A 24,066-nucleotide genomic window follows, 5' to 3' on the forward strand; every position below is an offset into this window, starting at 1 on the left:
CGGGGGTGCCGGGTGGTGGGCTCCGGCGAGGTGCCGCCGGAGCCCTGAGGTGGTCGTCAGAAGGTGACGGCGGACGCCAGCTCCCCAGCCTCGCCCGCTGTCAGCCGGCCGTCCGCCACGACCGTGACCACCCGCCGCGACAGCGTGTGCTCGAAGGTCAGCGGCGTGTCCCAGGCCAGCGCCTGACCCACCCCCGGATAATCCGCCACCCGGACGAACCACGGGTCCCCGTCGGCCTGCACGAAGACCAGCGTCCAGCCGCGTCCGTCGGGCGTGGTGCCCGACATGGCCACCCACGGCTGCCGGCTGCCGTGCACGGCCTGCTCGTCGCCGGGCAGCGTGACCCGGTCCACGGAGGTGCCGGGCGCCCGCCAGAAGAAGCCGCCGTACCCGGCGCCGGCCCGGCCCTTGGTGGCCGAGCTCTCGATCGTCAACGGCGCCCCGGTGAGGTTGGTGAGCGTGAACGCGAAGTCCAGCGCCCACGCCTCGCCCAGCGGCCGGGCGGCCACCGTGCGCTCCTCTCGGACCAGCGGCCCGCCGGGACCCGCCCACTCCAGCAGCTCGGTGAAGCCGCCGTCGTCGAGCCGGGTGAAGGCCAGGTGCCGCTGGGTGCCGTGATTGTCCAGCCAGGTCGGCCCCTGGTCCCTGACATACGTGCGCCCGCCCCAGAAGTTGGCCCCGCCGAGGTCGGAGATCGCGACTCCGGCCCCCAGGTGGTGCACGTGGTCGTCGGGCCTGACCTGGGTGACCTCCACGCCGCCGAGCGTACGGACGTCGTGCAGGTAGGGGCGCGGCGAGTCGGTGGCGGGCAGGTCGGGACGCCAGTCGTAGGCGGCCACCTCGGCGCCCGGCACCAGCAGCGCCACCCGCGTCCACGGCGCGTCCAGCTCGGAGTAGAGCGCCAGCTCGTCGGCGCTGCGCCGGGTCAGCTCGACCACGCCGGGCAGGACCCGGCCGGCCACCTCGCCGTCGGCGTCCCTGAGGACGAGCTGGTGCCGCTCGGGGATCGGCACCGGCTCGGGCGAGAGCCTGATCGCGTCCACCACTTGGGTGAACCGCTCGGTCACGGCCAGCGGCGCCAGCAGCTCGGCGCCGGTGCGGACGTGGTCGATGAGGTTCTCCAGCAGCCCCGCGCGGCCGTGCACGGTCGTGGTGACCGAGCCGTCGGCCAGCTCCACCTTGAGCCGGTCGTTGGTGTACGTCAGCGTCGCCCGCCCCCGGTCACCGTGCACCACCAGGTAAGGCTCGTGCCGCGGCACCGACTCGGGCGCGCACAGCGTGACCGCGATGGTGATCACGAGCCCGTCCTCCAGCCGGATCCGTACGCAGGAGGTGTCGTCGGACTCGATGGGGTGGGCGTGGTAGAGCTCGGTCTCGATCGCGGCGATGGGGGCGTCCACGAGGGCCAGCGCGGTGGCGGTGGCGTGCGCGAACGGGTTGGTCAGCGCGCCGTCCATCACGTCCACGCCGTTCAGCCGGCGCCGCCCCGACCAGGGGGCGCGGGTGAAGTACGCGGAAGGCCGCTCCCACGCGCCGGACCCGCCGATGCCGCGTACCCGGCCGAGCGAGCCGCCCGCGATCAGCCGCCGCAGGGCGGGCACGGCGGCCGAGCCGAGCGACTGGAAGCCGACCTGGCAGGCCAGCCCGGTCTCGGCGACGACCTCGGCGATCCTGCGCTGCTCCTCGATGCTCGGCGCGGGCGGCTTCTCCAGCAGCACGTGCGAGCCGCCGCGCAGCGCCGTGATCGCGAGGTCGGCGTGGGTGTTGATGGGCGTGCAGATGATCGTGAACTCCGCGCCGGTCTTGGCGATCAGCTCGCCCAGGTCGGGCGACTGGAGCGGGGTGCAGAAGTCCACCTCGGCGGGCCGCAGGTCGCACACGCCCGCCAGCTCGACCAGCCCGCGCGCGGTCAGGTCGCGCAGGATGCCGAGGTGGTGGCGGCCGTGCCCGTTGGCTCCCGCGAGGACGACCTTGGCCGGCGCCATCACGACCACCTCAGCCCGAGCCCGGCGTGCCCGCCGGCGCGCAGCACGCCGTCCGACACCGCCACCGGGTACGGCTCCGCCAGCAGCCCGAGCCGGGCGAAGGAGGCGTCCTCGACGTCCTCCACCATGACCGGCAGCGGCAGCGAGAGCGCGAGCTGCCCCGACACCTCGCTCAGCAGGTGCGGATAGACCGGCACGTCGTAGGTGCGCGCCAGCTCCGCGATCCGCAGGAACGGCGTGATGCCGCCGACCCGCACCACGTTCGGCTGCACCACGTCGCACGCCCCGGCGGCCAGCAGGTCGCGGAAGCCGTAGGTGGTGTAGACGTTCTCACCCACGGCGATCGGCACGTCGATCGAGCGGCGCAGCTCCACGTGGGCGGCCACGTCGTCGGCGGGCAACGGCTCCTCGATCCAGTGCGGGCCGAACTCGCGCAGCGCGGCCATCGCGCGCCGGGCCCTGTGCAGGTCCCAGCGCTGGTTGGCGTCGATCATCAGCAGCCGGTCGGGGCCGATCACCTCGCGGACGGCGGCGACCCTGGCGACGTCCTCGGCCAGGTCGGGGCGGCCCACCTTGATCTTGACGCCGCGGAAGCCGGCCGCCACCCAGCGCCTGGCCTGCTCGACCAGCTCCTCCATCGGGTAGTGCAGGTTGACGCCGCTGCCGTAGACCGGCACCTCGTCGCGCCGCCGCCCGAGCACGTCGGGCAGCGCCGCGTCGCCGCAGCGCAGGTCCCACAGCGCGAGGTCCACGCCGGCCAGCGCGATCGTGGTGATCCCGCCGGGCCCGGCCTCGCGCAGGCGCCGCCAGAGCAGGTCCCACACCACCTCGGGGTGGGCGGGCGCGCCGATCAGCGCCTCCCGGATGTCGTGGTCGAGCAGCGCCTTGACGGCGTGCGCGCCGATCTGCGGCGTCCATGAGAACCCGGTGCCGGTGCGCCCGTCCTTGAGCGTCACGTGGGTGAGGATCACATGGTTGTACGGCACGTCCGCGCCCCAGGGGCGGGGCAGGGGAGCCGTGCGCAGCTCGGTACGCAGCTCCGCGATCGTCATGACGCCACCCGGTCCAGCCCGATCTTGATCAGCTCGGCCAGCTCGGCGAGGTGCTCGTCGGTCACGTCGACCAGCGGCGGGCGTACGCGGCCGACGTCGAGGCCGCGCAGCCGTACGCCGGCCTTGACCAGCGACACGGGATAGCCGGGCACCTTGCCGCGCAGCCGGACGAGCGGCGCGTAGAACGCGGTGAGCAGCCGCTCGTCGCCGTTCAGGTACGCCAGCGCGATCTCCGGCGCGAACGCGAACACCGCGCTGGAGTACAGGTGCACGCCGATGCCCCGGTAGGCGGGCATGGTCAGCTCGGCCGTCGGCAGCCCGTTGAAGAACAGGAAGCCGGGGTGGCTCTCGCGGACCGCGAGCACGATGCGCTGCATGCGGTCGATGTCGCCGACGCCGTCCTTGAGCCCGATCACGCCGGGGATCTCCGCCAGCCTGACCACGGTCTCGGGTTCGAGCACGACCGAGCCGCGCTGGTAGATGATCACCGGCAGCACCTCGGCCACGGCCCGCACGTACGCCTCGAAGCCGTGCCCCGGGCCCTGCGCCAGGTAGGGCGGCATGAGCAGCAGCCCGTCCGCGCCCGCGTCACGAGCGGCCCGCGCCTGGTTCAGCGCCGCGCCGATCGGCCCGCCCGCGCCCGCGAACACCGGCGCGCGGCCCGCCACGACCTCGGTGCTCACCCGCACCACCCGGGCGTGCTCGTCCTCCGACAGCGCGGAGAACTCGCCGGTGCCGCAGGCCGCGAACACGCCGCCGGGGCCGTGCTCCATGCCCTTGCGCACGTGCTCGGCCAGCACGTCCTCGGCCAGCGCGCCGCCGGCGTCGAAGGGGGTCACGGGGAAGAACAGCACACCGCTGAGTTTCATCAGGTCTCATCCTTGAGTTCGGTACGCCAGCTGCGCTTGGGCTGCCAGCCGAGCAGGCGCTCTGCCTTGGCGGTCGAGAAGGCGGGGGTGGTGCCGGTGAGCCCGTCGGCGAAGCCCTCGGTGCCGGGCACCACCTGGGGGAGCAGGTCGGCCAGCGGCTTCCTGGCCAGCGCGTCGGCGGCGCCGGCGAAGAACACCTCGCCGTTCGGCAGCTCGGGCAGCGCCTCGGCGAGCACGGTGATCATCTCGGCGGCGTCGCGGGAGTCGATGTAGTTGAACAGCGACACCCCGCCCAGCTCGGGCCGGTCGAGCCGCTCGCGTACGGTGTGGCCGGACTGCGTGGGCGCTCCCGCCCACTCCTCGGGCGGGATCACGAAGCACGGGCGCACGGCGGCCAGCTTGGTCGTGCCGGCCGCCGCGAACGCCTTCATCGTCTGCTCGGCGGTCACCTTCGACAGGTTGTAGGCGTTCCAGGGCAGGACCGGGTGCTCCTCGTCGATGGGGAGGTAGCGGGGCGCCCAGCCGCCAGGGGCGCCGTACCCCATGACGGTGGGGCTGCTGGCCACCACCACGCCGGCCACGCCGAGGGCCACCGACGCCTCGCACACGTTGAACGCGAGCTGCGTGTTGACCTTGAAGATCACCGACTCGGGATGGCTGAACGGCGTGGCGATGGCGGCCAGGTGGATCACCGTCTCGGGACGGAACCGCGCCATCACCTCGAACGCCTCTCCCGTGTCGGTGAGGTCGGCCGGTAACGTGGCGGCTGCCTCCTCTGGTGTCCCTGGGATCCTGTCGACCCCGATGACCTCGTGCCCGGCCGCCGCGAGCGTGGTGACCACGCTGCGGCCGAGGCGTCCTGCGCTTCCGGTGACGAGGACTCTGCTCACCGTGTGGGGCTCCTTCAAGACTGCAAACAGTTGCACTAAACCTTTGTGTCAGGAAGGGTGAGGCGTCAAGAGGGGATTTCGTCACCGGGCGTCTAGCTGGGGATTCCTTCGGGCGTTCCCGTACCAGCCGCGTGGCAAGCGCTTTCACCGGTCTAGCGGGCCCTGCAAGCGGTTGCGTTAGGGTGGGCGACTGTGACAGTGACGATTCGCGATGTGGCCCGGGCGTCCGGCGTCCACGTGTCGACGGTCTCCCGGACGTTCTCCGCGCCGCACATGGTCAACGCGGCCACCCGCACCAGGGTGCTGACGGTGGCCGAGGAGCTGGGCTACCGGCCCAACCGGGCGGCCAGGGCGCTGACGACCGGGCGTACGCACAACCTCGGGCTGATCGTGGCCGACATCGCCAACCCGTTCTTCCCTCCGCTGATCAAGGCCGCGCACGCGGCGGCCAGGCAGCGCGACTACCACCTGTTCGTGGCCGACACCGACGAGGAGCCGGCCGTGGAGGAGGAGCTGGTTCAGGCGTTCTCCAAGCAGGTGGACGGCGTGGTGCTGTGCAGCCCGCGCTCGTCGAACAAGGCGCTCGAACGCTTGGCCGAGCGGGTGCCGTTCGTGGTGATCAACCGGCGGCTGCGCGGCGCGGCCACCGTGCTCATGGACGTCGGCCACGGCGCCAGGCTGGCGGTCGAGCATCTCGCCGGGCTCGGGCACCGCAGGATCGCGCTGGTGTCGGGCCCCGCGGGTTCGTGGACGAGCGCGGAGATCCGTACGGCGGCCGAGCAGGTGCCGGACGTCGAGCTGATCGTCGTCGGGCCCAACGCGCCCACCGAGCGCGGCGGGTTCGCGGCGGCGGCGCGGGTGCGCGACTCGGGCGTGACCGGCGTGCTGGCCTACAACGACCTGGTGGCCATCGGGCTCATCGAGGGCCTCGGCGACCTCGGGCTGTCCGTGCCGCAGGACGTCAGCGTGGTGGGGATTGACGATATCGTGCCGGGGCGGCTCAACCGGCCGAAGCTCACCACGGTGGCCATGCCGACGGCCGCGGCCGGGCGGCTCGCGGTCGATCTGCTCATCCAGGAGGTGAGCGCCACGACCTCGCTGGAGACCCGGCTCGTGATCAGGGACTCCACCGCGGCTCCCCGGTGACATGGGGTCTGCAAACGGTTGTACTAAACCGTAACGAAATTCGTCAGACTTCTGCGATGGACAAGCGTGCTACCTGCAGAAACGCCGAAAAGATATATCGGTAACGGCTATGTAACGCCTGCAAAGGGTTGACGTAACTTTCCTGCCAGCTATAGGAAAGCGCTATCCGTTCACTACTCGCCGGAAGGTCCGTGATGACTGAAGTTTCGGTGGCGGTGAAACCCCGGCGGGCGGCGCCTGATGCCCCTCGCGGTGGACACCGCTCCACGAAACGGTCCCGTCGGGAGGCACGGGCCGCCTACCTCTTCCTGGCCCCCTGGTTCGCCGGCCTGCTCGTCATCACGGTCGGCCCGATCCTCGCCTCCCTGTATCTGTCGTTCACCGACTACAACCTCCTCGAAGAGGCCAAGTGGGTCGGGTTCGACAACTACGCCAAGATGTTCACGCAGGACCCGAGGTTCCTGAACTCACTGAAGGTGACCACCATCTACGTGGTCGTCTCGGTCCCGCTGCAACTGGCCTTCGCCCTCGCGCTGGCCCTCGTGCTCGACCGCGGCCTGCGCGGCCTGTCGATCTACCGCTCGATCTTCTACCTGCCCTCGCTGCTCGGCGGCAGCGTCGCGATCGCGATCCTGTGGCGCAAGGTGTTCGGCGCCGACGGCCTGGTGAACGCGGTGCTCGCGATCTTCGGCATCGAGGGCCCCGGCTGGGTGGGAGACCCGGACACGGCGCTGTCGACGCTGATCCTCCTGCACGTGTGGACCTTCGGCGCCCCGATGATCATCTTCCTGGCCGGTCTGCGGCAGATCCCGAGCAGCTACTACGAGGCCGCCGCCGTGGACGGCGCCGGGCCGCTGCGCCAGTTCAGGTCGATCACGGTGCCGCTGCTGACGCCCATCATCTTCTTCAACCTGGTGCTGGAGCTCATCAAGTCGTTCCAGTCGTTCACGCAGGCGTTCATCGTCAGCGGCGGCAGGGGCGGCCCCGCCGACTCCACCCTGTTCTACACGCTCTACCTCTACCTCAACGGCTTCAAGAACTACGACATGGGCTACGCCGCCGCGATGGCCTGGGTCCTGCTGCTGATCATCGCCGGGCTGACCGGGGTGAACTTCCTCGCTTCCAAGTATTGGGTCTTCTATGGCGACACCAAGTAGGCCGACCCCGGTCCTGTTCCGCCCCTTCCGCGGCGGGCCGGTCGTCAAGCACATCCTGCTGATCGGCTTCGGCCTGATCATGCTCTATCCGCTGTTCTGGATGATCTCCAGCTCGCTCAAGCCGGAGGAGCTGATCTTCCGGGAGCCCGGCCTGTGGCCGAGCACGGTCACGCTGGAGAACTACACCGAGGGCTGGTACGCGCTCAAGCACCCCTTCGGCTATTACCTGTGGAACTCCGCGGTGGTCACCGTGCTGTCGGTGGTGGCGAACCTCGTGGCCTGCTCGCTGGCCGCCTACGCCTTCGCCCGGCTGAACTTCCCGCTGAAGAAGCTCTGGTTCGCGCTCATGCTGGGCACGATCATGCTGCCGGCGCACGTGACGATCGTGCCGCAGTACATCATGTTCTCGAAGCTCGACATGATCAACACGATCTGGCCGCTGATCATGCCGAAGGTGCTGGCCACCGACGCGTTCTTCATCTTCCTGATGGTGCAGTTCATCCGCACGCTGCCGAGGGAGCTGGACGAGGCGGCGGAGATCGACGGAGCCGGCTATTGGCGCATCTTCATCAGGGTCGTCATGCCGCTCTGCATGCCCGCGCTGGCCACGACGGCGATCTTCACCTTCATCTGGACATGGAACGATTTCCTCAGTCAACTCTTGTATCTCAACAACCCCGACAACTTCACCGTACCGGTAGCGTTGCGCACGTTCCTGGACGCCAGTAGCGACTCGTCGTGGGGCCCGATGTTCGCCATGTCGATCATCGCCCTCGGTCCTATCTTCGGGTTCTTCCTGGCAGGCCAGAAATACCTGATCCGTGGTGTCGCCACCACGGGACTGAAGTAGTTCCTCCACCCCCCGACAGCGAACACCCATAGGAGGTAGAGCCGTGAGCTCTGGCAAGAAGATGTGGTCGGCGGCGCTGCTCGCCACAGCTGTGCTGGCGGTCACCGCGGCCTGCGGCAGCGGAAGCGGCGACGAGGCCGCCGATGGCAAGGTCAAGCTGCGCTTCTCCTACTGGGGCAGTGACGCGCGGCAGAAGATGACCGAAGAGGCGATCAAGAAGTTCGAGGCCAAGAACCCGAACATTGACGTCGAGGGCGAGTTCTCCGACTGGGCCTCCTACTACGAGACGCTGTCCACCAAGGTCGCCGGCAGCGACGCCCCCGACGTCATCAGCCTGGAGATCCGCGGCCTGCGCGAGTACGCCGACCGCGGCACGCTCGCCGACCTCGCCAGCAAGGTCAACACCGCCGACATCGACGGCAAGGTGCTGGCCACCGGCGCGATCGACGGCAAGCAGTTCGCCATCCCCACCGGGGTGAACGCCTTCTCCCTCCTGGTCAACCCCGGCCTGGTCAAGGAGGCCAAGGCCGAGATGCCCGACGACACCAACTGGACCTGGCAGGACTACGTCGACCTGTCCGCCAAGATCACCTCGGGCAGCGGCGGCAAGATCACCGGTACGCAGCTGAGTTGGAACCCCGCGTACCTGCAGATCTACGCCGCGCAGAAGGGTGAGCCCTTCTACCAGGGCAACAAGCTCGGTCTGTCGCCCCAGACCATCAAGGACTGGTGGAAGATCATGCAGGACCTGATCTCCACGAAGGGCGCGCCCGAGGCGGCCAAGAGCTCCGAGATCGGCGCCACCAGCATCGACCAGTCGCTGCTCGGCACCAACACCGGCGCGATGGGCATGTGGTGGAGCAACCAGCTCGGCGCGGCGGCGAAGGCGTCCGGCCAGGAGCTGGAGCTGCTGCGGATGCCGAAGATGGAGGGCGCGACGACCGGCGGCATGTTCCTGCAGCCCGCCATGTTCTACGCCGCCTCCTCCAAGTCCGAGCACGCCGCCGAGGCCGCCAAGTTCATCGACTTCATGGTCAACGACCCCGAGGCCGGCGCGATCATCCTCAGCGACCGCGGCCTGCCGGCCAGCTCGAAGGTGCTGGCGGCGGTCAAGGACAAGCTGCCCGACGCCGACAAGAAGACGCTGGCCTTCCTCGACGAGGCCAAGGGCGAGCTGACCGACCCGCCCGCCGCTCCGCCGAAGGGCGCGAGCGCCATGGAGGACATCCTGACGCGCTACTCGGAGGAGGTCATGTTCGGCCGCATGACCCCCGATGACGCCGCGCAGAAGTTCATCACGGAGGCCAACGCCTCCATCGCCGGCTAAGGAGAGTCATGAAGTACGCGTTCGTCGGGCTCGGGCACCGCGCGCAGATGTACGTCGACGCGCTGCTCGGGGAGTGGCGCGACGCCGGCACCATCGTCGCCCTGTGCGACACCAACCGGACCCGCATGGACTACTACGTCGAGCGGATCGGTCAGCAGGTGCCGTGCTTCGCCCCCGATGAGTTCGGCAAGGTGCTAGAGCTCGCCGACGCGGTCATCGTCACCACCGTCGACGCCGCGCACGCGACGTACGTGTGCGCGGCGCTCGACGCGGGACGTGACGTCATCGTGGAGAAGCCGCTCACCATCGACGCCGACGGCTGCGCGGCCATCGCCGCGGCCGCCGAGCGCAGCAGCGGCAAGCTGATCGTGACCTTCAACTACCGCTACTCGCCGCGCAACTCCGCGGTGCGCCGCCTGCTGCAGCGGGGCGCGATCGGCGAGGTCACGTCGGTGCACTTCGAGTGGACGCTGGACACCATCCACGGCGCCGACTACTTCCGCCGCTGGCACCGCGACAGGGTCAACTCGGGCGGCCTGCTGGTGCACAAGTCCACCCACCACTTCGACCTGGTCAACTGGTGGCTGGGCGCGGCGCCCGAGATGGTCTTCGCGCAGACCGGGCTGCGCTTCTACGGCGCCGAGAACGCCGGGAAGCGCGGGCTCGGCGAGCGGCCCGAGCGCGCCCACGGGGCGCCGGGGCTGGGCAGCGACCCGTTCCTGCTCGACATCTCCGCCGACGAGCGGCTCAAGCGGCTCTACCTCGACGCCGAGCACGAGGACGGCTACCTGCGCGACCAGGACGTCTTCGGCGAGGGCATCACGATCGACGACAACATGTCGGTCATGGTCCGCTACACCAACCGGGCCGTCATGACGTACTCGCTGCACGCCCACGCGCCGTGGGAGGGCTACCGGGTGGCCTTCAACGGCACGGCGGGCCGGCTGGAGCTGGACGTGGTGGAGCGGGAGTGGACGCCCGTGCACGCCGCCATCGACCCGAGCGCCGCCTCCAAGGAGCACGCCACCGGCTCGTCCGAGCGGCTGCTGCTGCGCCCGCACTGGGGGCCGCCGGAGGAGATCCCGATCGAGAACGGCGCGGGCGGCCACGGCGGCGGCGACCGCCTGCTGCTGAACGACGTCTTCCGCGGTCCGGGCGACGACCCACTGGCCCGGCAGGCCGGCTACCGCGACGGCATCCGCAGCGTGCTGACCGGCCACGCCGCCAACGTCTCCGCCAGGACCGGCGCCCCGGTCCTGCTCGGGGACGAGGGCACCCGTGTTCTCTGAGCCGGCCCGCAGGGATTTCGCTGGGCCGGCCCGCATCGGCGAGGCACCTCGTGTTCTCTGAGCTGGCCCCCATCGCCGCCGCGCAGCGCGGGCTCTACCCGGCGCTGCCGGGGCCCGAGCTGCGCGCGGCGGCCCGCGACGCCATCGGCGTGCTCGACCTCACGGCGGACGACGTCCGCGTCGAGCGCACCTGGAACTCGGGCGACCTGTACGGCGAGGAGCTGTCCTGGTCGTTGGGCTTCGGCCCGCGCACGCGGGCGTACCTGCTGCGCCCTGCGAAGGCCGAAGGCCCGCTGCCGGGGGTGGTGGCGCTGCACTGCCACGCCGGCATGAAGTGGGCGGGCAAGGACAAGATCGCCGACGGCCCCGAAGAACCGGCCCCCGAGGTCCGCCGCCTGCGCGACGAGCTCTACGGCGGCCGGGCCTTCGCCGACGAGCTGGCCAGGCGCGGCTTCGCGGTGCTGGCCCACGACGTGTTCGTGTGGGGCAGCCGCCGCTTCCCCCTGGAGCTGCCCGAGGCGGCCGGGCTGAGCGAGGCCGACCGCTACGACCTGGCCGCCCGCGACCACGAGCACGTCGTGGCCAAGCGCTGCGCCGCGCTCGGCACCTCGTTCACCGGCGTCGTCGCGGGCGAGGACCTCGCGGCGGCCGCCTACCTGCGCTCGCGCCCCGACGTGACCGAGGTCGGCTGCGCCGGCCTGTCGGGCGGCGGGCTGCGGGCCGCGCTGCTCGGCGCGTTCGACCCGGAGATGCGCGCGGTCGTGGTCGCCGCGATGGCCTCCTCCTTCCGCGACATGCTCGGCGGGCACGTCGAGAAGCACACCTGGATGTTGTGGCCGCCCGGACTGCCGCGCCTCGGCGACTACCCCGACCTGGTGGCCGCCCGCGCGCCCGCGCCGCTCATGGTCCAGTACGCCATGCGCGACCGCCTCTTCCCCGAGCAGGGCATCAGGCGGGCGCACGCCGTCATCGCCGAGCGCTACCGCGACGCGCCCGGCGCGTACGAGGCCGTCTTCGCCGACGTGCCGCACAGCTTCGACGTGCCCATGCAGGAGCGGGCCTTCGACTGGCTGGCCGCCAACCTCGCTAGTTCCCCTGCTTCCACGTCGCGATGAGCTTGTCGTAGTCCACGGTCTCCGGCTTGCCCCGCTCGTCGGCCAGCTTCGGCGCGGGCGCGCCGGGCTGGTCGAACCAGTACTGGGCCGGCTGCTCCGGGTTCAGCTTGGGCGCGCACTGGCCGCCGTATCCCTCCCGCTCGCGCGAGAGCCGCTCCAGCCGGGCCATGATGTCGTCCTGCTGCTTGGCCAGGTTGTCCATCGACTGCTGCGGTGTGGTCTCGCCGGTCACCGCCGTCGCCACGTTCTGCCACCACAGCTGCGCCAGCTTCGGGTAGTCGGGCACGTTCGTGCCGGTCGGCGTCCACTGCACGCGGGCCGGTGAGCCGTAGAACTCGATCAGGCCGCCGTACTTGTCGGCGTTGTCGGCGAAGTAGTCGCTCTTGATGTCCGACTCGCGGATGAAGGTCAGCCCGACGATCGACTTCTTCAGCGACACCGTCTTCGAGGTGACGAACTGCGCGTACAGCCAGGCCGCGGCGCGGCGGTCCTGCGGGGTGCTCTTGAGCAGCGTCCAGGAGCCGGCGTCCTGGTAGCCCAGCTTGTGGCCGTCCTTCCAGTACGCCCCGTGCGGGCTCGGCGCGATGCGCCACTTCGGCGTGCCGTCCTCGTTGACCACCGGCAGGCCCGGCTTGGTCATGTCGGCGGTGAACGAGGTGTACCAGAAGATCTGCTGGGCGACGTTGCCCTGGGCCGGCACCGGGCCCGCCTCGCTGAAGTTCATGCCGGCCGCCTCGCGCGGCGCGTACTTCTTCAGCCAGTCCACGTATTTGGTGAGCGCGTAGACGGCGGCCGGGCCGTTGGTGTCGCCGCCCCGGGTGACCGAGGAACCGACCGGGCGGCAGTTCTCCACCCGGATGCCCCAGTCGTCCACCGGCAGGCCGTTGGGGATGCCGGGGTCGCCGTTGCCCGCCATCGACAGCCACGCGTCGGTGAAGCGCCAGCCCAGCGACGGGTCCTTGCGGCCGTAGTCCATGTGGCCGTAGACCTTCTGGCCGTCGATCGTGCCGTTGCCGTTGACCTTGGTGGTGAAGAACTCGGCGATGTCCTCGTAGGCCGCCCAGTTGACCGGGACGCCCAGGTCGTAGCCGTAGGCGTCCTTGAACTGCTTCTTGATCGCCGGGTCGGTGAACCAGTCGTAGCGGAACCAGTAGAGGTTGGCGAACTGCTGGTCGGGCAGCTGGTAGATCTTCTTGTCCGGGCCGGTCGTGAAGCTGATGCCGATGAAGTCGTCGAGGTCGAGCGTGGGGGAGGTGACGGTCCTGCCCTCGCCGGCCATGTAGTCCGACAGCGGCACCACGTAGTCGCCGCGCGAGTGGGTGCCGATCAGGTCGGAGTCGTTGACGTAGGCGTCGTAGATGTTCTGCTCACCCTGGATCTGGGTCTGCAGCTTCTCGACGACGTCGCCTTCCTGGATCAGGTCGTGCTTGATGCGGATGCCGGTGATCTCGGTGAACGCCTTCGCGAGCCGGCGCGACTCGTACTCGTGGGTGGTGATCGTCTCGGAGACCACGTTGATCTGCATCCCCCGGTACGGCGCCGCGGCCTTGATGAACCAGTCCATCTCCGCGAGCTGCTGCTCCTTGCTCAGCGTGCTGGGGGTGAACTCCTGCGACACCCACCGCTCGGCCGCCGCCTCACCGCCGGCCTCCGTGTAGTCGGAGGCCGGCCGCTCGGCGCCCTGCGTGCAGCCGGCCGCCATCACCACCATCGCGGTGAGACCTGCGATCGCCGACCTGCCTGCCCGATGCCTCATCGTTCGGCTCCTTCTCTGTCATCCCCATATGCCGATCACGACCGCCACCAGCACCGCGCAGCCGAGCGCGAGCCACATGGACAGGTCGGTGATCGCGATCCAGCCGGCCAGCACGACGGCGGCGCTGATCAGGCCGATGTAGAGCCGGTCACCGCGATCGGTCTCGATGCGCAGAAACCCCCGCCTCGCGACGGGCGGCGAGATGCGCGCCCACACCGCCATGACGACCAGCAGCAGGGCCAGCCCGGCGAACACCAGGGCGGTCGGGACGGTCCAGACCATCCACTCGAGCATCTAGACCCTCCCCAGCGCGAAGCCCTTGGCGATGTAGTTGCGCACGAACCAGATGACGACCGCGCCCGGCACGATGGTGAGCACCCCGGCCGCGGCCAGCAGCGCCCAGTCCACGCCGGCCGCGCTCACCGTGCGGGTCATCGTCGCCGCGATGGGCTTGGCGTCGACCGAGGTGATCGTCCGCGCGATCAGCAGCTCGACCCAGCTGAACATGAAGCAGAAGAACAGCGTGACGCCGATCGCCGAGCGGATCATCGGCAGGAAGATCCTGATGAAGAAACGCGGCAGCGAATAACCGTCGACGGCCGCGGTCTCGTCTATTTCCCGTGGAATTCCGGACATGAATCCCTCCAGGATCCACACCGCCAGCGGGACGTTGAACAGCATGTGCGCGATGGCCACGCCGAGATGCGTGTCGAACAGGCCGACGCTCTGGTAGATCTGGAAGAACGGCAGCAGGAAAACCGCCGGCGGCGCCATGCGGTTGGTCAGCAGCCAGAAGAACAGATGCTTGTCGCCGGCGAAGCGGAACCGCGAGAACGCGTACGCCGCGGGCAGCGCCACCAGCAGCGACAGCACCGCGTTCAGCGAGGTGTAGATGATCGAGTTGAGGTAGCTCGAATACCACGCCGGGTCGCCGAAGAAGGCGGCGTAATTGTCGAGCGTCACCCGCTGCGGAATGAGCGAGAAACTGCCGAGGATGTCCTCGTTGGGCCTGATCGACATGCCGAACATCCACAGCAGCGGCAGCATGAGCGTGGCCACGTACAACCAGAAGACCGTGCGCGCCCAGGGGAGCCGCCGGCCGGTGGTCCGCGCCATTCGCCTCACCTCCCCGACCTGGTGAGCACGGTGAAGAAGACGTAACAGAAGACCTGCACGATGAGGAAATAGAGCAGCGAGAACGCGCCCGCGGGGCCCAGGTCGAACTGGCCGACCGCGATCTTCGACAGCAGGATGCTGAGGAACGACGTCGCGTTGCCCGGGCCGCCGCCGGTCACCACGAACGGCTCGGTGTAGATCATGAAGCTGTCCATGAACCTGAGCAGGATCGCGATCGTCAGCACCCCGCGCAGCCGGGGGAGCTGGATGTGCCGGAACGTGGCCCACGCCGAGGCCGCGTCGATCTGCGCGGCCTGGAAGTACGGCTCGGGGATCGAGCGCAGCCCCGCGTACGCCAGCAGCGCCACCAGCGGCGTCCAGTGCCACACGTCCATGACCAGCACCGTGATCCAGGCGTCGGTCGAGTCGAGCGTGTAGTTGAAGTTGACGCCGAGCACGTTGTTGACCGCCCAGCCGCCCAGCCCGATGTCGCCGCGGGCGAAGATCTGCCAGATCGTGCCCACCACGTTCCACGGGATGAGCAGCGGCAGCGCGACCAGCACCAGCGCCACCGACACGCCGACGCCCCTGCGCGGCATCACCACGGCCAGCGCCACGCCGAGCGGGATCTCCAGCAGCAGCACCTGCGCGGAGAACAGCAGCGTGCGCAGCAGCGCCCCGCGCACCTCCGGGTCACGCGCGATCGACCGGAACCACTCCAGGCCGACGAACACCCGGTCGTGCGGGCCGAAGACGTCCTGCACGGAGAAGTTGACCACGGTCATCAGCGGGATCACCGCCGTGAACGCCACCGACACCACCACCGGCAGCACCAGCCACCAGGCCCGGTTGTCGCGGCGCTTGGGGGTGACGCGCGGCTCGTCCGCCACCTCCGTCGCGACCGCCGCCTGTTCGCTCACGCCAGGCCCCTCTCATGCAGGGGTGCGAGCGAGCCGCACCTGACCTGGTCCCTGAACAGGAACGTGCGTTCGGCGGGAAAATGCAGGTGGACGCCGTCGTCCGGCCGGTAGGGCGCGCCTGCCTCGGTCTTGACGATCACGCGGTGCTCACCGGCCACCGTGTGGACGAGGTCGTACGCGCCCATCCTGTCCACCCCGGTCACCCTGGCCGGCACGCCCGGCGACGTCTCAGGCCCGCCGATCTCCACGAACTCCGGCCGCACCCCGATCCGCACCGGCCCGGGCGGCAGGCCGTCGTCGGCCGCGCCCACGTCGCCGCCGTTCACGCGGACCACGCCGCCGGCGATCTCGGCCGGCACGACGTTCATGCCAGGCGAGCCGATGAAGTGCCCGACGAACTCGTGCGCCGGCGACAGGAACAGCTCCGCCGGCTCCCCGGCCTGCACGATCTCGCCGTCGTTGACCACCACCACCTCGTCGGCGAACGTCAGCGCCTCGGTCTGGTCGTGGGTGACGTAGATGAGCGTGTGGCCGGTGTCGCGGTGGATCTCCTTCAGCTTGCTGCGCAGCGTCCACTTCAGCGCCGGGTCCACCACCGTCAGCGGCTCGTCCAGCAGCACCGCGGCCACCTGGGCGCGGACGAGGCCCCTGCCCAGGCTGACGATCTGCTGCCGGCCCGGGTCGAGCCGGCGCGACCTGCGGCCCAGCACCTGGTCGAGGCCGAGCAGCTGCGAGACCTGCCGGACCCGCCGGTCCACCTCCTGCTTCGGCACCTTGCGGTTGCGCAGCGGGAAGGCCAGGTTGTCGTAGACCGACATCTCCTCGTACAGGACGGGGAACTGGAAGACCTGCGCGATGTCGCGGCCAGCCGTCGGCACGCCCGTGACGTCGCGCTCGTCGAAGTAGACGCGGCCCACCGTGGGGGTGATGAGGCCGGAGATGATGTTCAGCAGCGTCGTCTTGCCGCAGCCGCTCGGGCCGAGCAGCGCGTACGCCCGCGCGTCGCGCCACGTCCAGGTCATCGGCTTCAGCGCCCAGGTCTTCCCGCCGTCATAGCTGTGGCCCACGCCGTCGAGCCGGATGTCAGCCATGCCGGCCCACCTCCGCCGTGCTCGTGCCGGCCAGCCGGCCGTCCTTGTCGAAGACGAGGACGTGGGCCGGATCGATGTAGGCGCGCGTGGTCTCGCCGGGCGTGAACCGCTGGGTGCCCGGCAGGTGGGCGACCAGGTGGCGGCCGCCCTGGAGGAGCAGGTGCAGGAACGTCGCGCTGCCCGTCACCTCGGCGAGCCTGATCTCGGCGGGCAGTTCCAGCGCGCCGGGCCGGCCCCGGCCGATCGTCACCTGGTGGGGGCGTACGCCGAGCACGACCTCCTGCTCGCCGCCGGTGCCGAGCACCTCGACGCGGCCGTCCCTGACGACGCCTGGCAGCACGTTGAGCGGCGGGTCGCTGAGCGTGGCGGCCACGGCCAGCGTGGGCGGGCGGGCGTACATGTCGGCGACGTCGCCGACGTGCCGCACCCTGCCCTCGCCGAGCACCACGGTCGGCGCGGCGAACGTCAGCGCCTCGGCCGGGTCGGCGGTGGCGTAGAGCACGACGCCGGGCGAGCCGGCGAACATGCTCTTCAGGTCGGCGCGCAACTGCTCGCGCAGCTTGAAGTCCAAGTTGGCCAGCGGCTCGTCGAGCAGCAGCAGGTCGACGGGGCGGGCCAGGGCGCGGGCGATGGCGGTGCGCTGCTGCTGGCCGCCCGACAGCTCGGCGGGCCTGCGCCGCAGCAGGTTCTCGATGCCCATGAGCTCGGCCACCTCGCGCACCCGGCGGTCCACGCCGTCGCGCCGGAAACGGGGGTCGAGGCGGAGCGGTGAGGCGATGTTCTCGTAGACGGTGAGCGACGGATAATTGATGAATTGCTGGTAGACGAAGGCCACCGAACGTTTGCGCACCGACATTCGTGTGAGGTCTTTACCGTTGACCAGCACGCGGCCCGCGTCGGGGGTCAGCAAACCGGCTGCGACCCGCATCAACGTCGTCTTTCCCGCCGTCATCGGGCCGATCAGGGTGGTCATTCCAGGGGATAATTCGAGGTTGACGTCGGCCAGCCAGACCTCGCCGTGCGAACGCACGGAGACGCCGTCGAGAATCACCGTCACGGTGCCCGGTCCTCTCTGCTTCCCTCCCTTCTAACATGATCTGAATGGGCCTGCAAAGGTTGTTGTCGTGGTTTGTGAGGCTGCTGTTACTCGGGTTTTCTGTTCATTGTCAAGCTCCCGGAAATGGTGAACGGGAAGTTCTATCGCGGTGGCGACTTCTGCGCTGGTCATTGTCGGCGGCGGAGGAAATCTCGGGACATGTGGTCATAGGGGCGCGGAGGATCGGCCTTCGCCGTTGCCAACATGTGTTGGCCTACAGGTGTTGACCACCCCGGAGTGGCGGCGTAGTGTCAACAGGTGTTGGCCAACAAGTGTTGGCAACGTTCCGAGGAGGAGACATGAATGCCACGGACGTGATCGTCGTCGGCGCCGGCCCCGTCGGGCTCACCGCCGCTCTGGTCCTCACCCAGCGCGGGCACCGCGTCGTCATCGTGGACGGGCAGGCCGAGGGTGCGAACACCTCGCGCGCCGCCGTCGTGCACTCGCGCACGCTGGAGCTGCTGGAGCCGTACGGGGTGACCGGCGACCTGGTCACGCGGGGGGTGCCCACGCCGCGCTTCACCGTCCGCGACCGGGACCGGGTGCTGGTGCCGGTGCCGTTCGAGGGGCTGCCGACGCGGTATCCGTACACGCTGATGATCTCCCAGGCCGACACCGAGGCGTACCTGCTGGCCCGGTTCGAGGAGCTGGGCGGGCGGGTGCTGCGGCCGGCCCGCGTCACCGCCGTCGCCCAGGACGACTCCGGCGTCACCGCCACCCTCGATGACGGGCGCACGCTGCGCGCTTCCTACCTGGTCGGGGCCGACGGGATGCACAGCACCGCCCGCGAGCAGGCCGGGATCGGCTTCGCCGGCGGCACGTACGCCGAGTCGTTCGTCCTCGCCGACGTGCGGCTGCACGGCGGGGTGCCCAAGGGCGAGGTCATCCTGTACTTCTCGCCCGACGGCCTGGTGGTCGTCGCGCCGCTGCCCGACGGCATGTACCGGATCGTCGCCACCGTGGACGAGGCGCCGCGCGAGCCCGACGTCGCGTTCGTGCAGCGGCTGCTCGACACGCGCGGGCCGGAGTCCGAGCCCGCCGTCGTCGAGGAGATCGTCTGGGGCTCCCGCTTCCGCGTCCACCACCGCATCGCCGGCACCTACCGCGACCGCCGCGTCCTGCTCGCCGGCGACGCGGCCCACGTGCACTCACCGGCCGGCGGGCAGGGCATGAACCTGGGCATCGAGGACGCCGTCCAGGTGGGCGAGGCGCTCTCAGAGGTTCTGGACGGCGCCCCGGACGAACTGCTCGACGCCTACGCGGCGGCCAGGCGCCCGGTCGCGGAGGAGGTGGTCGCCCTGGCCTCCCGCCTTACCCGGCTGGCCACCGCCCGCGCCGCCGCCCGCCCCCTGCGCAACGCCGTCCTCGCCCTGGCCGGCCACCTTCCGGCGGTCCGCCGCCGCCTCGCCTGGCAACTGTCCGGCCTCGACCGCCGCTGACCCCCGCCGCTGACCCCCGCCGCTGTCAGTGGGTGAGGACCTTGGTGACCAGGGCGTGCAACTGCCGGCGTTCCGCGTCCGTCAGCGGGGCGAGGGTCTCGCGTTCCACTTCCGTCACCAGAGCGCGTGCCCGGGTGAGGGCGTCGCGGCCGGCAGGGGTGAGGGTGAGGCGGTAGCGGCGGCGGTCGGCGGGGTCGCGGTCACGTACGGCCAGCCCCGCCGCGATCAGCCCGTCCATCAGCCGCACCATGTCGCTCGGGTCGAGCCCCAGCCGGTCACCCACCTCGCGCTGCGCCGAGGCGCCGAAGTCGGCGAGCGCCGCGAGGACCGCGAACTCCCACAAGCTCACCCCCGCCTCGTCCGACAGCCGCCCGGCCAGCGCCCGCCGGCTGCTCGTCCCGACCTTGTGCAGCACGAACGTCGTGGCCGCCATGAGGGTGGGAGGAAAGTCCATGGGACCAAGTGTAGGGTTCTACCAATCATTGGTTCTCACCAACTATTCAGACGGGAGGATCCCCATGGACGCCCTCTACCCCCGGCTCCTGGTCCGCGACTTCGACACGAGCCTCGCCTTCTACCAGGCCGTCCTGCGCGACCTGCACGGCGTCGAGCCGGTCAAGGTCCTGCCCGGCTACGCCAACTGGGACATCTCAGGAGAGGCCGGACTGGTCCTGTTCGACAGGAGCCGGCTGGACGTGCTCACGGACGGCGACGGCGACCGGGCCATGCTGGTCATGAAGGTGGACGACGTGGACACGGCGGCCGGCTGCCTGGAGCGGCACGGCGCCACCGTGGCCGCCCCGCCCCAGGACCGCCCGGCTTGGGGCCCCACCCTGCGCACCGCGCACCTGCGCGACCCGGAAGGCACCCTCATCGAGCTGCAGTCGTACTGAGACCGTCAGGGAATGATCGAGTCCACGTAGCCGCCGTCCACCCGCACGGCCGCCCCCGTCGTGGCCGAGGCGAAGGGCGAGCTGAGATAGACGACCAGGTTCGCGATCTCCTCGGGCTCGATCAGGCGCTGGAGCAGCGACTGCGGCCGGTGCAGCCGCATGAACTCGCGCTGCGCCTCCTCCCACGGCAGGTCGCGGTCCACGAGCTGGTAGACGAAGTCCTCGACGCCGCCGGTGTGGGTCGGCCCCGCGATCACCGAGTTGATCGTGACCCCGCTGCCCGCCGCCTCCTTGGCGAAGCCCCGGGAGACGGCCAGCAGCGCCGTCTTCGACATGCCGTAGTGGATCATCTCGGCCGGGATGACGACGGCGGAGTCGCTCGCGATGTACTGGATGCGGCCCCAGCCCCGCTCCCTCATGCCAGGCAGGTACGCCCGGGTCAGCCGGACCGCGGCCAGCACGTTCACCTCGAAATAGCGCCGCCACTCGTCGTCCTCGATCTCCAGCGGCGGCTTGGCGCCGAAGATGCCGAGGTTGTTGACCAGGATGTCGACGTGCGGCAGCATCCGCAGCACCTGCTCGCAGCCCTCGTCGGTCGAGACGTCGCCCGGCGCGGCCACCAGGTCGTAGCGCAGGTGCTCGCCGGCTTCGCGCCCGGCGTCGATGCGCTCGTCGTCCATCCGTTCGATGGCCGCCGCCACCGAGCCCTCGCCGCGGCCGTTGATCCCCACGCGGGCGCCGGCCCGCGCGAGCCCGGTGGCGATGGCCGCCCCGATGCCCTGGGTCGAACCGGTGACGAGAGCGGTTTTGCCTGTGAGATCGATGCGCACTGTGGTGTACCCCCTTGCCGGCCATTCTCCGTGATCGCCGGTGATCGCCCGCATGCGGGGGTGCTGCGTAGTCTGGAGGGTGCGTGGAAGGGGTGTGGGTGCACCGGATCCTGTGGCTGGTGGTGGCGGCCGCCTTCGTGGCCGGCCTGGTCGTGCCCGACGAACCGGTGCGGAAGGACGACGCGTGCCCGCCGCGCGACCTGCGGGTGTCCGCCCCCTACGCGGTGACCGGCTACTGGGTGATGCCGCGCGCCGACCCGTGCGTCACGCGGCGGATGGTCGAGGCGATCCACGCCATCGGGGGCGACACGCTGATCACGTTCGGGCCCAGGTTCGCGGTCGGGCCGCCCGATCCCGACTTCGCCGCCTGCCGGGTGGACGGGCGGCCGTGCGCGGAGGTGCCCGGGGTGCGGCGCGTCTACACGTACGTCACCAGCGAGGAGTTCGGCGAAGGGCTGCTGCGCTGCCCCGGCCTCGACCGGCGGGTGGAGAGCGACGGGCGGATCTTCTACCGGCTGACGCTGGCCGGCTCGTGCGCCGCTCCCACGCACGACCTGGTGCTGGTCGCCACCGACGGCGACGGGCTCGGCAACCTGATGCGGGAGGCGGCCGCGTACGGGATGACCGTCTTCCCCGGGCTGCCCGCCGCGCCGCAGCGCGCGGGCAAGCCGTGGGAGCCCGACCTCGCCCACACCGCCGCGCTCAACGCGTTCACCGCGCGCGTGCTCGCCGACTACCGGACGCGGTTCGGGGCCGCGTTCGGCGGGGTGTACCAGTCGTTCGAGCTGGCCGCGCGGGCCCGGTCCGACCGCGATCCGATCATCTCCCTGTACGCCGCCCAGCACGCCGTCGTCGCCGATGCGCTGCCGGGCAAGAAGATCGTCGTCAGCCCGTACATCGACGCGCGGCGCGGGCGCGGGTTCCCGCCGTCGCAGGTGCCTGAGGGCATCGCGGACATCGCGGGCACCCGGCACGGGCTGCCCATGGCGATCGCCGTCCAGGACGGGCGCGGCACGGGCAAGGTGCCGGTGCACGGCCCGCACGAGGCCGAGGCCGCGGTGGCCGCGCGGCTGGTGCCCGTCGTCGGCGCGGTGCGCAATGGGCAGGCCTATTACGGGTCCACGGCCTCCTACGTGGAGGCGGCGGCCCGCGAGGTGCCCGAGGGGGTCGAGCTGTGGGTGAACGTGGAAGGCTTCGAGCCCACGCCCGCCGCGGGGGAGTGCGGCCGGGTGGACCCGCTGCCGCTGCGCGGGCGTACCACGAAGGCCCGGCTCGACCAGCAGGTCATGGCCGCCGGGCGGCACCCCGCCAAGATCATCTCGTACGGCTGGGACCCGTTCTTCACCTGCCAGGCCCGCCACGACACGCCCTCGCTGGCCGACGACATCGCGGCCGGGTGGCAGCAGCCGATCATCGTGGCGGCGTACCGGAAGGCCGTGAACGGGCGGCCAGGCGTGCAGGTGGAGGGCTACAACCTGCGGGGCGGCACGCTGACCTTCGGTGAGACGTCGGTGCGGCAGGAGTGGTACGCCCGCTCCCGCCTGGAGACGGCCTGGGCCCCCTACGAGCCCACGTCCCCCTGGACTCCGGTCACCGCCACGAACGCGGCCGGCCACACCAGCACCACCCCCTACGTGATGCCCTGAGGGGTCCCGGGTTTTGTCGGTGGGGCCCGCTAGTTTTCGATCATCCCCCCGAACGATGGAGGTTGGTCGATGTACCGACAGGGCGACATCCTGCTCGTCCCCGTGCCAGAGGCGTCCGCGCCCGCCAAGACGCGTCCCGAGCCGCGTGACGCGCGCGGGCGGCTGGTGCTGGCCTACGGCGAGGCGACCGGGCACGCGCACGCCATCCCCGGTCCTGGCACGCTGTCCCACGGGTTTCTGCACCTGCCCGACGGCGGGCGGCTCGAGCACGAGGAGCACGCGGCGATCTCGCTGCCCAAGGGCTGGTACCGCGTGGTCAGGCAGCGCGAATACGTGCCCGGCTCCTACCGGGTGGTGGCCGACTGATGGCCACGCTGACATGGGAGCAGGTCGCGCTCGCCACCGGGCCGGGCGACGGGGCCGAGGCGGCGGTGCGTCAGGCGTACAGGGAGGCAGGGCTGGCCGAGCCCGAGCTGATCCTGGTGCTGCCGTCCCCGGCGGCGGGCGCGGTCACGGCGGCCTGGCTGACGGGCGACCCGCAGGCTCGCGCGGCGCTCGCCGCGGCAGGGCTGGGGCCGTCGAGCCGGGCCGGTGCTCAACTTGGCACTGCGGCGGGGCTGGGGCCGTCGAGCCGGGCCGGTGCTCAACCCGGCACTTTGGCGGGGCTGGGGCCGGAGAGTCCTGCGGGGGCCTTTCCGATCCCGGACCTGCCCGCCCTGCTGCCCGACGGCCCCGGACGTTCGGTGCGCGACGACCTCCGCACCCAGCCGTGGGCGCGTGCCAGAGCGGCGGTCTACGCCGAGTGTGGCCCGGCCGGCTGGGCAGCCCTCTGGGCCGACACGGGCGGCCGCCTCTGGCCCCAGGCCCAACGCCTGATCAACGACATTCGCCGCGCGATCGGCGAGCTGAGCGGGCATGGCGAGCAGGACGGCGCGGCCCAGGGCGAGGGCGGGCGGGAGCTTGGGGCGGTGTTGCGTGAGGTGACGCTCGACGCCGTGTTCGGGCAGCACGACGCGCCCTGGTTGTCGGCCTTCGACGGGCACGACGGGCTCGACGGGCTCGACGGGCTGAAGCGGGTGGCCGAGCAGGCGGGATGGTGGTGGCCGTACGAACGGGTGGCCGTCGTCACCGAGCGTCCCGTGGAGCTGCACCTCGACGACCTCGGACGGCTGCACCGCGCCGAGGGCCCGGCCCTGGCGTTCGCCGACGGGTTCGCCCTGCACGCCTGGCACGGCATGCCCGTGCCGGCCGGCTTCGGCGCCGCGATGACCGCGCTCACCCCCGAGCGCATCCGCGCCGAGCCCAACGCCGAGCTGCGCCGCGCCATGCTGGAGCACTTCGGCCCCGAACGCTACCTCGCCGAGTCCGGCGCCGAGCCGCTCCACTCCGACGAGACGGGCGTGCTGTGGCGGGTCGAGCTGGCGGGCGACGAGCCGCTGACCATGGTCGAGGTGGTCAACTCCACCCCCGAGCCCGACGGCACCCGCCGCACCTACTTCCTCCGCGTCCCGCCGTGGACCGAGCGGGCCCGGCAGGGCGTCGCCTGGACCTTCGGCGTCGCCGAGGACGACTACCACCCCGAACGAGAGACCTGACCAT

23 protein-coding genes are annotated in these 24,066 nt (G+C 70.9%); 11 read left to right on the forward strand and 12 right to left on the reverse strand.

Annotation, left to right across the window (positions count from 1 at the left end; translation table 11 throughout):
- Positions 1-56: 56 nt before the first annotated feature.
- The 4 genes from AB0K28_RS06225 to AB0K28_RS06240 are packed head-to-tail and all read right to left on the reverse strand — an operon-like array spanning position 57 to position 4,796.
- Entirely contained in the window at positions 57-1,985 is a 1,929-nt protein-coding gene (locus tag AB0K28_RS06225) for a DUF6807 family protein (protein ID WP_364365744.1), read from the reverse strand.
- Positions 1,985-3,037, reverse strand: a complete 1,053-nt coding sequence (locus AB0K28_RS06230; protein ID WP_364365747.1) for a mandelate racemase/muconate lactonizing enzyme family protein — start codon at positions 3,035-3,037, stop codon at positions 1,985-1,987. The genes AB0K28_RS06225 and AB0K28_RS06230 overlap by 1 nt, the downstream gene beginning before the upstream one ends.
- Positions 3,034-3,906, reverse strand: a complete 873-nt coding sequence (locus AB0K28_RS06235) for a 5-dehydro-4-deoxyglucarate dehydratase (protein ID WP_345397176.1) — start codon at positions 3,904-3,906, stop codon at positions 3,034-3,036. The genes AB0K28_RS06230 and AB0K28_RS06235 overlap by 4 nt, the downstream gene beginning before the upstream one ends.
- Entirely contained in the window at positions 3,906-4,796 is an 891-nt protein-coding gene (locus AB0K28_RS06240; protein WP_364365750.1) for an NAD(P)-dependent oxidoreductase, read from the reverse strand. Before AB0K28_RS06240 ends, AB0K28_RS06235 begins: the two co-directional genes overlap by 1 nt.
- Before the next feature lie 192 nt (positions 4,797-4,988).
- Here AB0K28_RS06240 and AB0K28_RS06245 point away from each other — a divergent pair, with 192 nt between their 5' ends.
- The 6 genes from AB0K28_RS06245 to AB0K28_RS06270 all read left to right on the forward strand — a co-directional run bounded on the left by AB0K28_RS06245 (position 4,989) and on the right by AB0K28_RS06270 (position 11,680).
- The gene (locus AB0K28_RS06245; protein ID WP_345397178.1) at positions 4,989-5,942 is read left to right on the forward strand and encodes a LacI family DNA-binding transcriptional regulator; all 954 of its coding nucleotides are present in this window, start codon (positions 4,989-4,991) and stop codon (positions 5,940-5,942) included.
- Between the two features lie 194 nt (positions 5,943-6,136).
- Positions 6,137-7,099, forward strand: coding sequence for a sugar ABC transporter permease (locus AB0K28_RS06250; protein WP_364365753.1), 963 nt, complete (start codon positions 6,137-6,139; stop codon positions 7,097-7,099).
- On the forward strand, positions 7,083-7,949 hold the full coding sequence (locus AB0K28_RS06255; protein WP_345397181.1) for a carbohydrate ABC transporter permease: 867 nt from the start codon (positions 7,083-7,085) through the stop codon (positions 7,947-7,949). The genes AB0K28_RS06250 and AB0K28_RS06255 overlap by 17 nt, the downstream gene beginning before the upstream one ends.
- A gap of 43 nt (positions 7,950-7,992) precedes the next feature.
- Positions 7,993-9,276, forward strand: coding sequence for an extracellular solute-binding protein (locus AB0K28_RS06260; protein WP_364365757.1), 1,284 nt, complete (start codon positions 7,993-7,995; stop codon positions 9,274-9,276).
- An 8-nt stretch (positions 9,277-9,284) separates the two neighbouring features.
- Positions 9,285-10,565 (forward strand): Gfo/Idh/MocA family oxidoreductase, encoded by a 1,281-nt coding sequence (locus AB0K28_RS06265; protein WP_364365760.1) that lies wholly within the window; start codon positions 9,285-9,287, stop codon positions 10,563-10,565.
- 50 nt (positions 10,566-10,615) lie between these two features.
- The gene (locus AB0K28_RS06270; protein ID WP_364365763.1) at positions 10,616-11,680 is read left to right on the forward strand and encodes a hypothetical protein; all 1,065 of its coding nucleotides are present in this window, start codon (positions 10,616-10,618) and stop codon (positions 11,678-11,680) included.
- On the opposite strand, the gene AB0K28_RS06275 is transcribed toward AB0K28_RS06270, so the two are convergent.
- The 6 genes from AB0K28_RS06275 to AB0K28_RS06300 are packed head-to-tail and all read right to left on the reverse strand — an operon-like array spanning position 11,652 to position 17,620.
- Complete coding sequence (locus AB0K28_RS06275; protein ID WP_364365766.1) at positions 11,652-13,436, reverse strand: ABC transporter substrate-binding protein; 1,785 nt, start codon at positions 13,434-13,436, stop codon at positions 11,652-11,654. The two genes, AB0K28_RS06270 and AB0K28_RS06275, sit on opposite strands and share 29 nt — an antisense overlap.
- An 18-nt stretch (positions 13,437-13,454) precedes the next feature.
- On the reverse strand, positions 13,455-13,730 hold the full coding sequence (locus AB0K28_RS06280) for a DUF2160 family membrane protein (protein ID WP_345397202.1): 276 nt from the start codon (positions 13,728-13,730) through the stop codon (positions 13,455-13,457).
- Positions 13,731-14,552 (reverse strand): carbohydrate ABC transporter permease, encoded by an 822-nt coding sequence (locus AB0K28_RS06285; RefSeq protein WP_364365769.1) that lies wholly within the window; start codon positions 14,550-14,552, stop codon positions 13,731-13,733. It lies immediately after the preceding gene.
- Positions 14,553-14,557: 5 nt separating this feature from the next.
- Positions 14,558-15,472, reverse strand: a complete 915-nt coding sequence (locus AB0K28_RS06290) for a sugar ABC transporter permease (RefSeq protein WP_345397208.1) — start codon at positions 15,470-15,472, stop codon at positions 14,558-14,560.
- Positions 15,469-16,563: an ABC transporter ATP-binding protein gene (locus tag AB0K28_RS06295; protein ID WP_364365772.1), complete on the reverse strand. Its 1,095-nt coding sequence runs from the start codon at positions 16,561-16,563 to the stop codon at positions 15,469-15,471. Before AB0K28_RS06295 ends, AB0K28_RS06290 begins: the two co-directional genes overlap by 4 nt.
- On the reverse strand, positions 16,556-17,620 hold the full coding sequence (locus AB0K28_RS06300; protein WP_364365775.1) for an ABC transporter ATP-binding protein: 1,065 nt from the start codon (positions 17,618-17,620) through the stop codon (positions 16,556-16,558). Before AB0K28_RS06300 ends, AB0K28_RS06295 begins: the two co-directional genes overlap by 8 nt.
- Before the next feature lie 338 nt (positions 17,621-17,958).
- Between AB0K28_RS06300 and AB0K28_RS06305 the strand changes: the two genes are divergently transcribed.
- Positions 17,959-19,098 carry an FAD-dependent oxidoreductase gene (locus AB0K28_RS06305; RefSeq protein ID WP_364365778.1) on the forward strand — a complete coding sequence of 380 codons (1,140 nt, stop codon included), beginning with the start codon at positions 17,959-17,961 and terminating at the stop codon, positions 19,096-19,098.
- Positions 19,099-19,123: 25 nt separating this feature from the next.
- Here the strand turns inward: AB0K28_RS06305 and AB0K28_RS06310 are convergent, their stop codons facing one another.
- Positions 19,124-19,552, reverse strand: a complete 429-nt coding sequence (locus AB0K28_RS06310) for a MarR family winged helix-turn-helix transcriptional regulator (RefSeq protein WP_364365780.1) — start codon at positions 19,550-19,552, stop codon at positions 19,124-19,126.
- A gap of 64 nt (positions 19,553-19,616) precedes the next feature.
- On the opposite strand from AB0K28_RS06310, the gene AB0K28_RS06315 reads away from it, so the two are divergent.
- Positions 19,617-19,991, forward strand: a complete 375-nt coding sequence (locus AB0K28_RS06315) for a VOC family protein (protein WP_364365783.1) — start codon at positions 19,617-19,619, stop codon at positions 19,989-19,991.
- A gap of 5 nt (positions 19,992-19,996) precedes the next feature.
- Here the strand turns inward: AB0K28_RS06315 and AB0K28_RS06320 are convergent, their stop codons facing one another.
- A complete protein-coding gene (locus AB0K28_RS06320; protein WP_364365786.1) occupies positions 19,997-20,821 on the reverse strand; it encodes an SDR family oxidoreductase in 825 nt (274 codons plus the stop codon).
- 83 nt (positions 20,822-20,904) lie between these two features.
- Here AB0K28_RS06320 and AB0K28_RS06325 point away from each other — a divergent pair, with 83 nt between their 5' ends.
- From AB0K28_RS06325 to AB0K28_RS06335, 3 genes are all read left to right on the forward strand, one after another.
- A complete protein-coding gene (locus AB0K28_RS06325; RefSeq protein ID WP_364365789.1) occupies positions 20,905-22,467 on the forward strand; it encodes a hypothetical protein in 1,563 nt (520 codons plus the stop codon).
- A gap of 69 nt (positions 22,468-22,536) precedes the next feature.
- On the forward strand, positions 22,537-22,833 hold the full coding sequence (locus AB0K28_RS06330; protein ID WP_364365791.1) for a hypothetical protein: 297 nt from the start codon (positions 22,537-22,539) through the stop codon (positions 22,831-22,833).
- On the forward strand, positions 22,833-24,062 hold the full coding sequence (locus AB0K28_RS06335) for a DUF6745 domain-containing protein (protein WP_364365794.1): 1,230 nt from the start codon (positions 22,833-22,835) through the stop codon (positions 24,060-24,062). Before AB0K28_RS06330 ends, AB0K28_RS06335 begins: the two co-directional genes overlap by 1 nt.
- The last annotated feature ends 4 nt before the right edge of the window (positions 24,063-24,066 follow it).

The sequence above is a fragment of the Nonomuraea sp. NPDC049504 genome (assembly GCF_040676845.1).
Taxonomy (GTDB): domain Bacteria; phylum Actinomycetota; class Actinomycetes; order Streptosporangiales; family Streptosporangiaceae; genus Nonomuraea; species Nonomuraea salmonea.

Bases quoted from the DNA above. Each gene is read 5' to 3' on its own strand.
- AB0K28_RS06225 (WP_364365744.1), bottom strand. From the start codon at position 1,985: ATGGCGCCGGCCAAGGTCGTCCTCGCGGGAGCCAACGGGCACGGCCGC.
- AB0K28_RS06230 (WP_364365747.1), bottom strand. From the start codon at position 3,037: ATGACGATCGCGGAGCTGCGTACCGAGCTGCGCACGGCTCCCCTGCCC.
- AB0K28_RS06235 (WP_345397176.1), bottom strand. From the start codon at position 3,906: ATGAAACTCAGCGGTGTGCTGTTCTTCCCCGTGACCCCCTTCGACGCC.
- AB0K28_RS06250 (WP_364365753.1), top strand. From the start codon at position 6,137: ATGACTGAAGTTTCGGTGGCGGTGAAACCCCGGCGGGCGGCGCCTGAT.
- AB0K28_RS06255 (WP_345397181.1), top strand. From the start codon at position 7,083: ATGGCGACACCAAGTAGGCCGACCCCGGTCCTGTTCCGCCCCTTCCGC.
- AB0K28_RS06265 (WP_364365760.1), top strand. From the start codon at position 9,285: ATGAAGTACGCGTTCGTCGGGCTCGGGCACCGCGCGCAGATGTACGTC.
- AB0K28_RS06275 (WP_364365766.1), bottom strand. From the start codon at position 13,436: ATGAGGCATCGGGCAGGCAGGTCGGCGATCGCAGGTCTCACCGCGATG.
- AB0K28_RS06280 (WP_345397202.1), bottom strand. From the start codon at position 13,730: ATGCTCGAGTGGATGGTCTGGACCGTCCCGACCGCCCTGGTGTTCGCC.
- AB0K28_RS06285 (WP_364365769.1), bottom strand. From the start codon at position 14,552: ATGGCGCGGACCACCGGCCGGCGGCTCCCCTGGGCGCGCACGGTCTTC.
- AB0K28_RS06295 (WP_364365772.1), bottom strand. From the start codon at position 16,563: ATGGCTGACATCCGGCTCGACGGCGTGGGCCACAGCTATGACGGCGGG.
- AB0K28_RS06305 (WP_364365778.1), top strand. From the start codon at position 17,959: ATGAATGCCACGGACGTGATCGTCGTCGGCGCCGGCCCCGTCGGGCTC.
- AB0K28_RS06310 (WP_364365780.1), bottom strand. From the start codon at position 19,552: ATGGACTTTCCTCCCACCCTCATGGCGGCCACGACGTTCGTGCTGCAC.
- AB0K28_RS06315 (WP_364365783.1), top strand. From the start codon at position 19,617: ATGGACGCCCTCTACCCCCGGCTCCTGGTCCGCGACTTCGACACGAGC.
- AB0K28_RS06330 (WP_364365791.1), top strand. From the start codon at position 22,537: ATGTACCGACAGGGCGACATCCTGCTCGTCCCCGTGCCAGAGGCGTCC.
- AB0K28_RS06335 (WP_364365794.1), top strand. From the start codon at position 22,833: ATGGCCACGCTGACATGGGAGCAGGTCGCGCTCGCCACCGGGCCGGGC.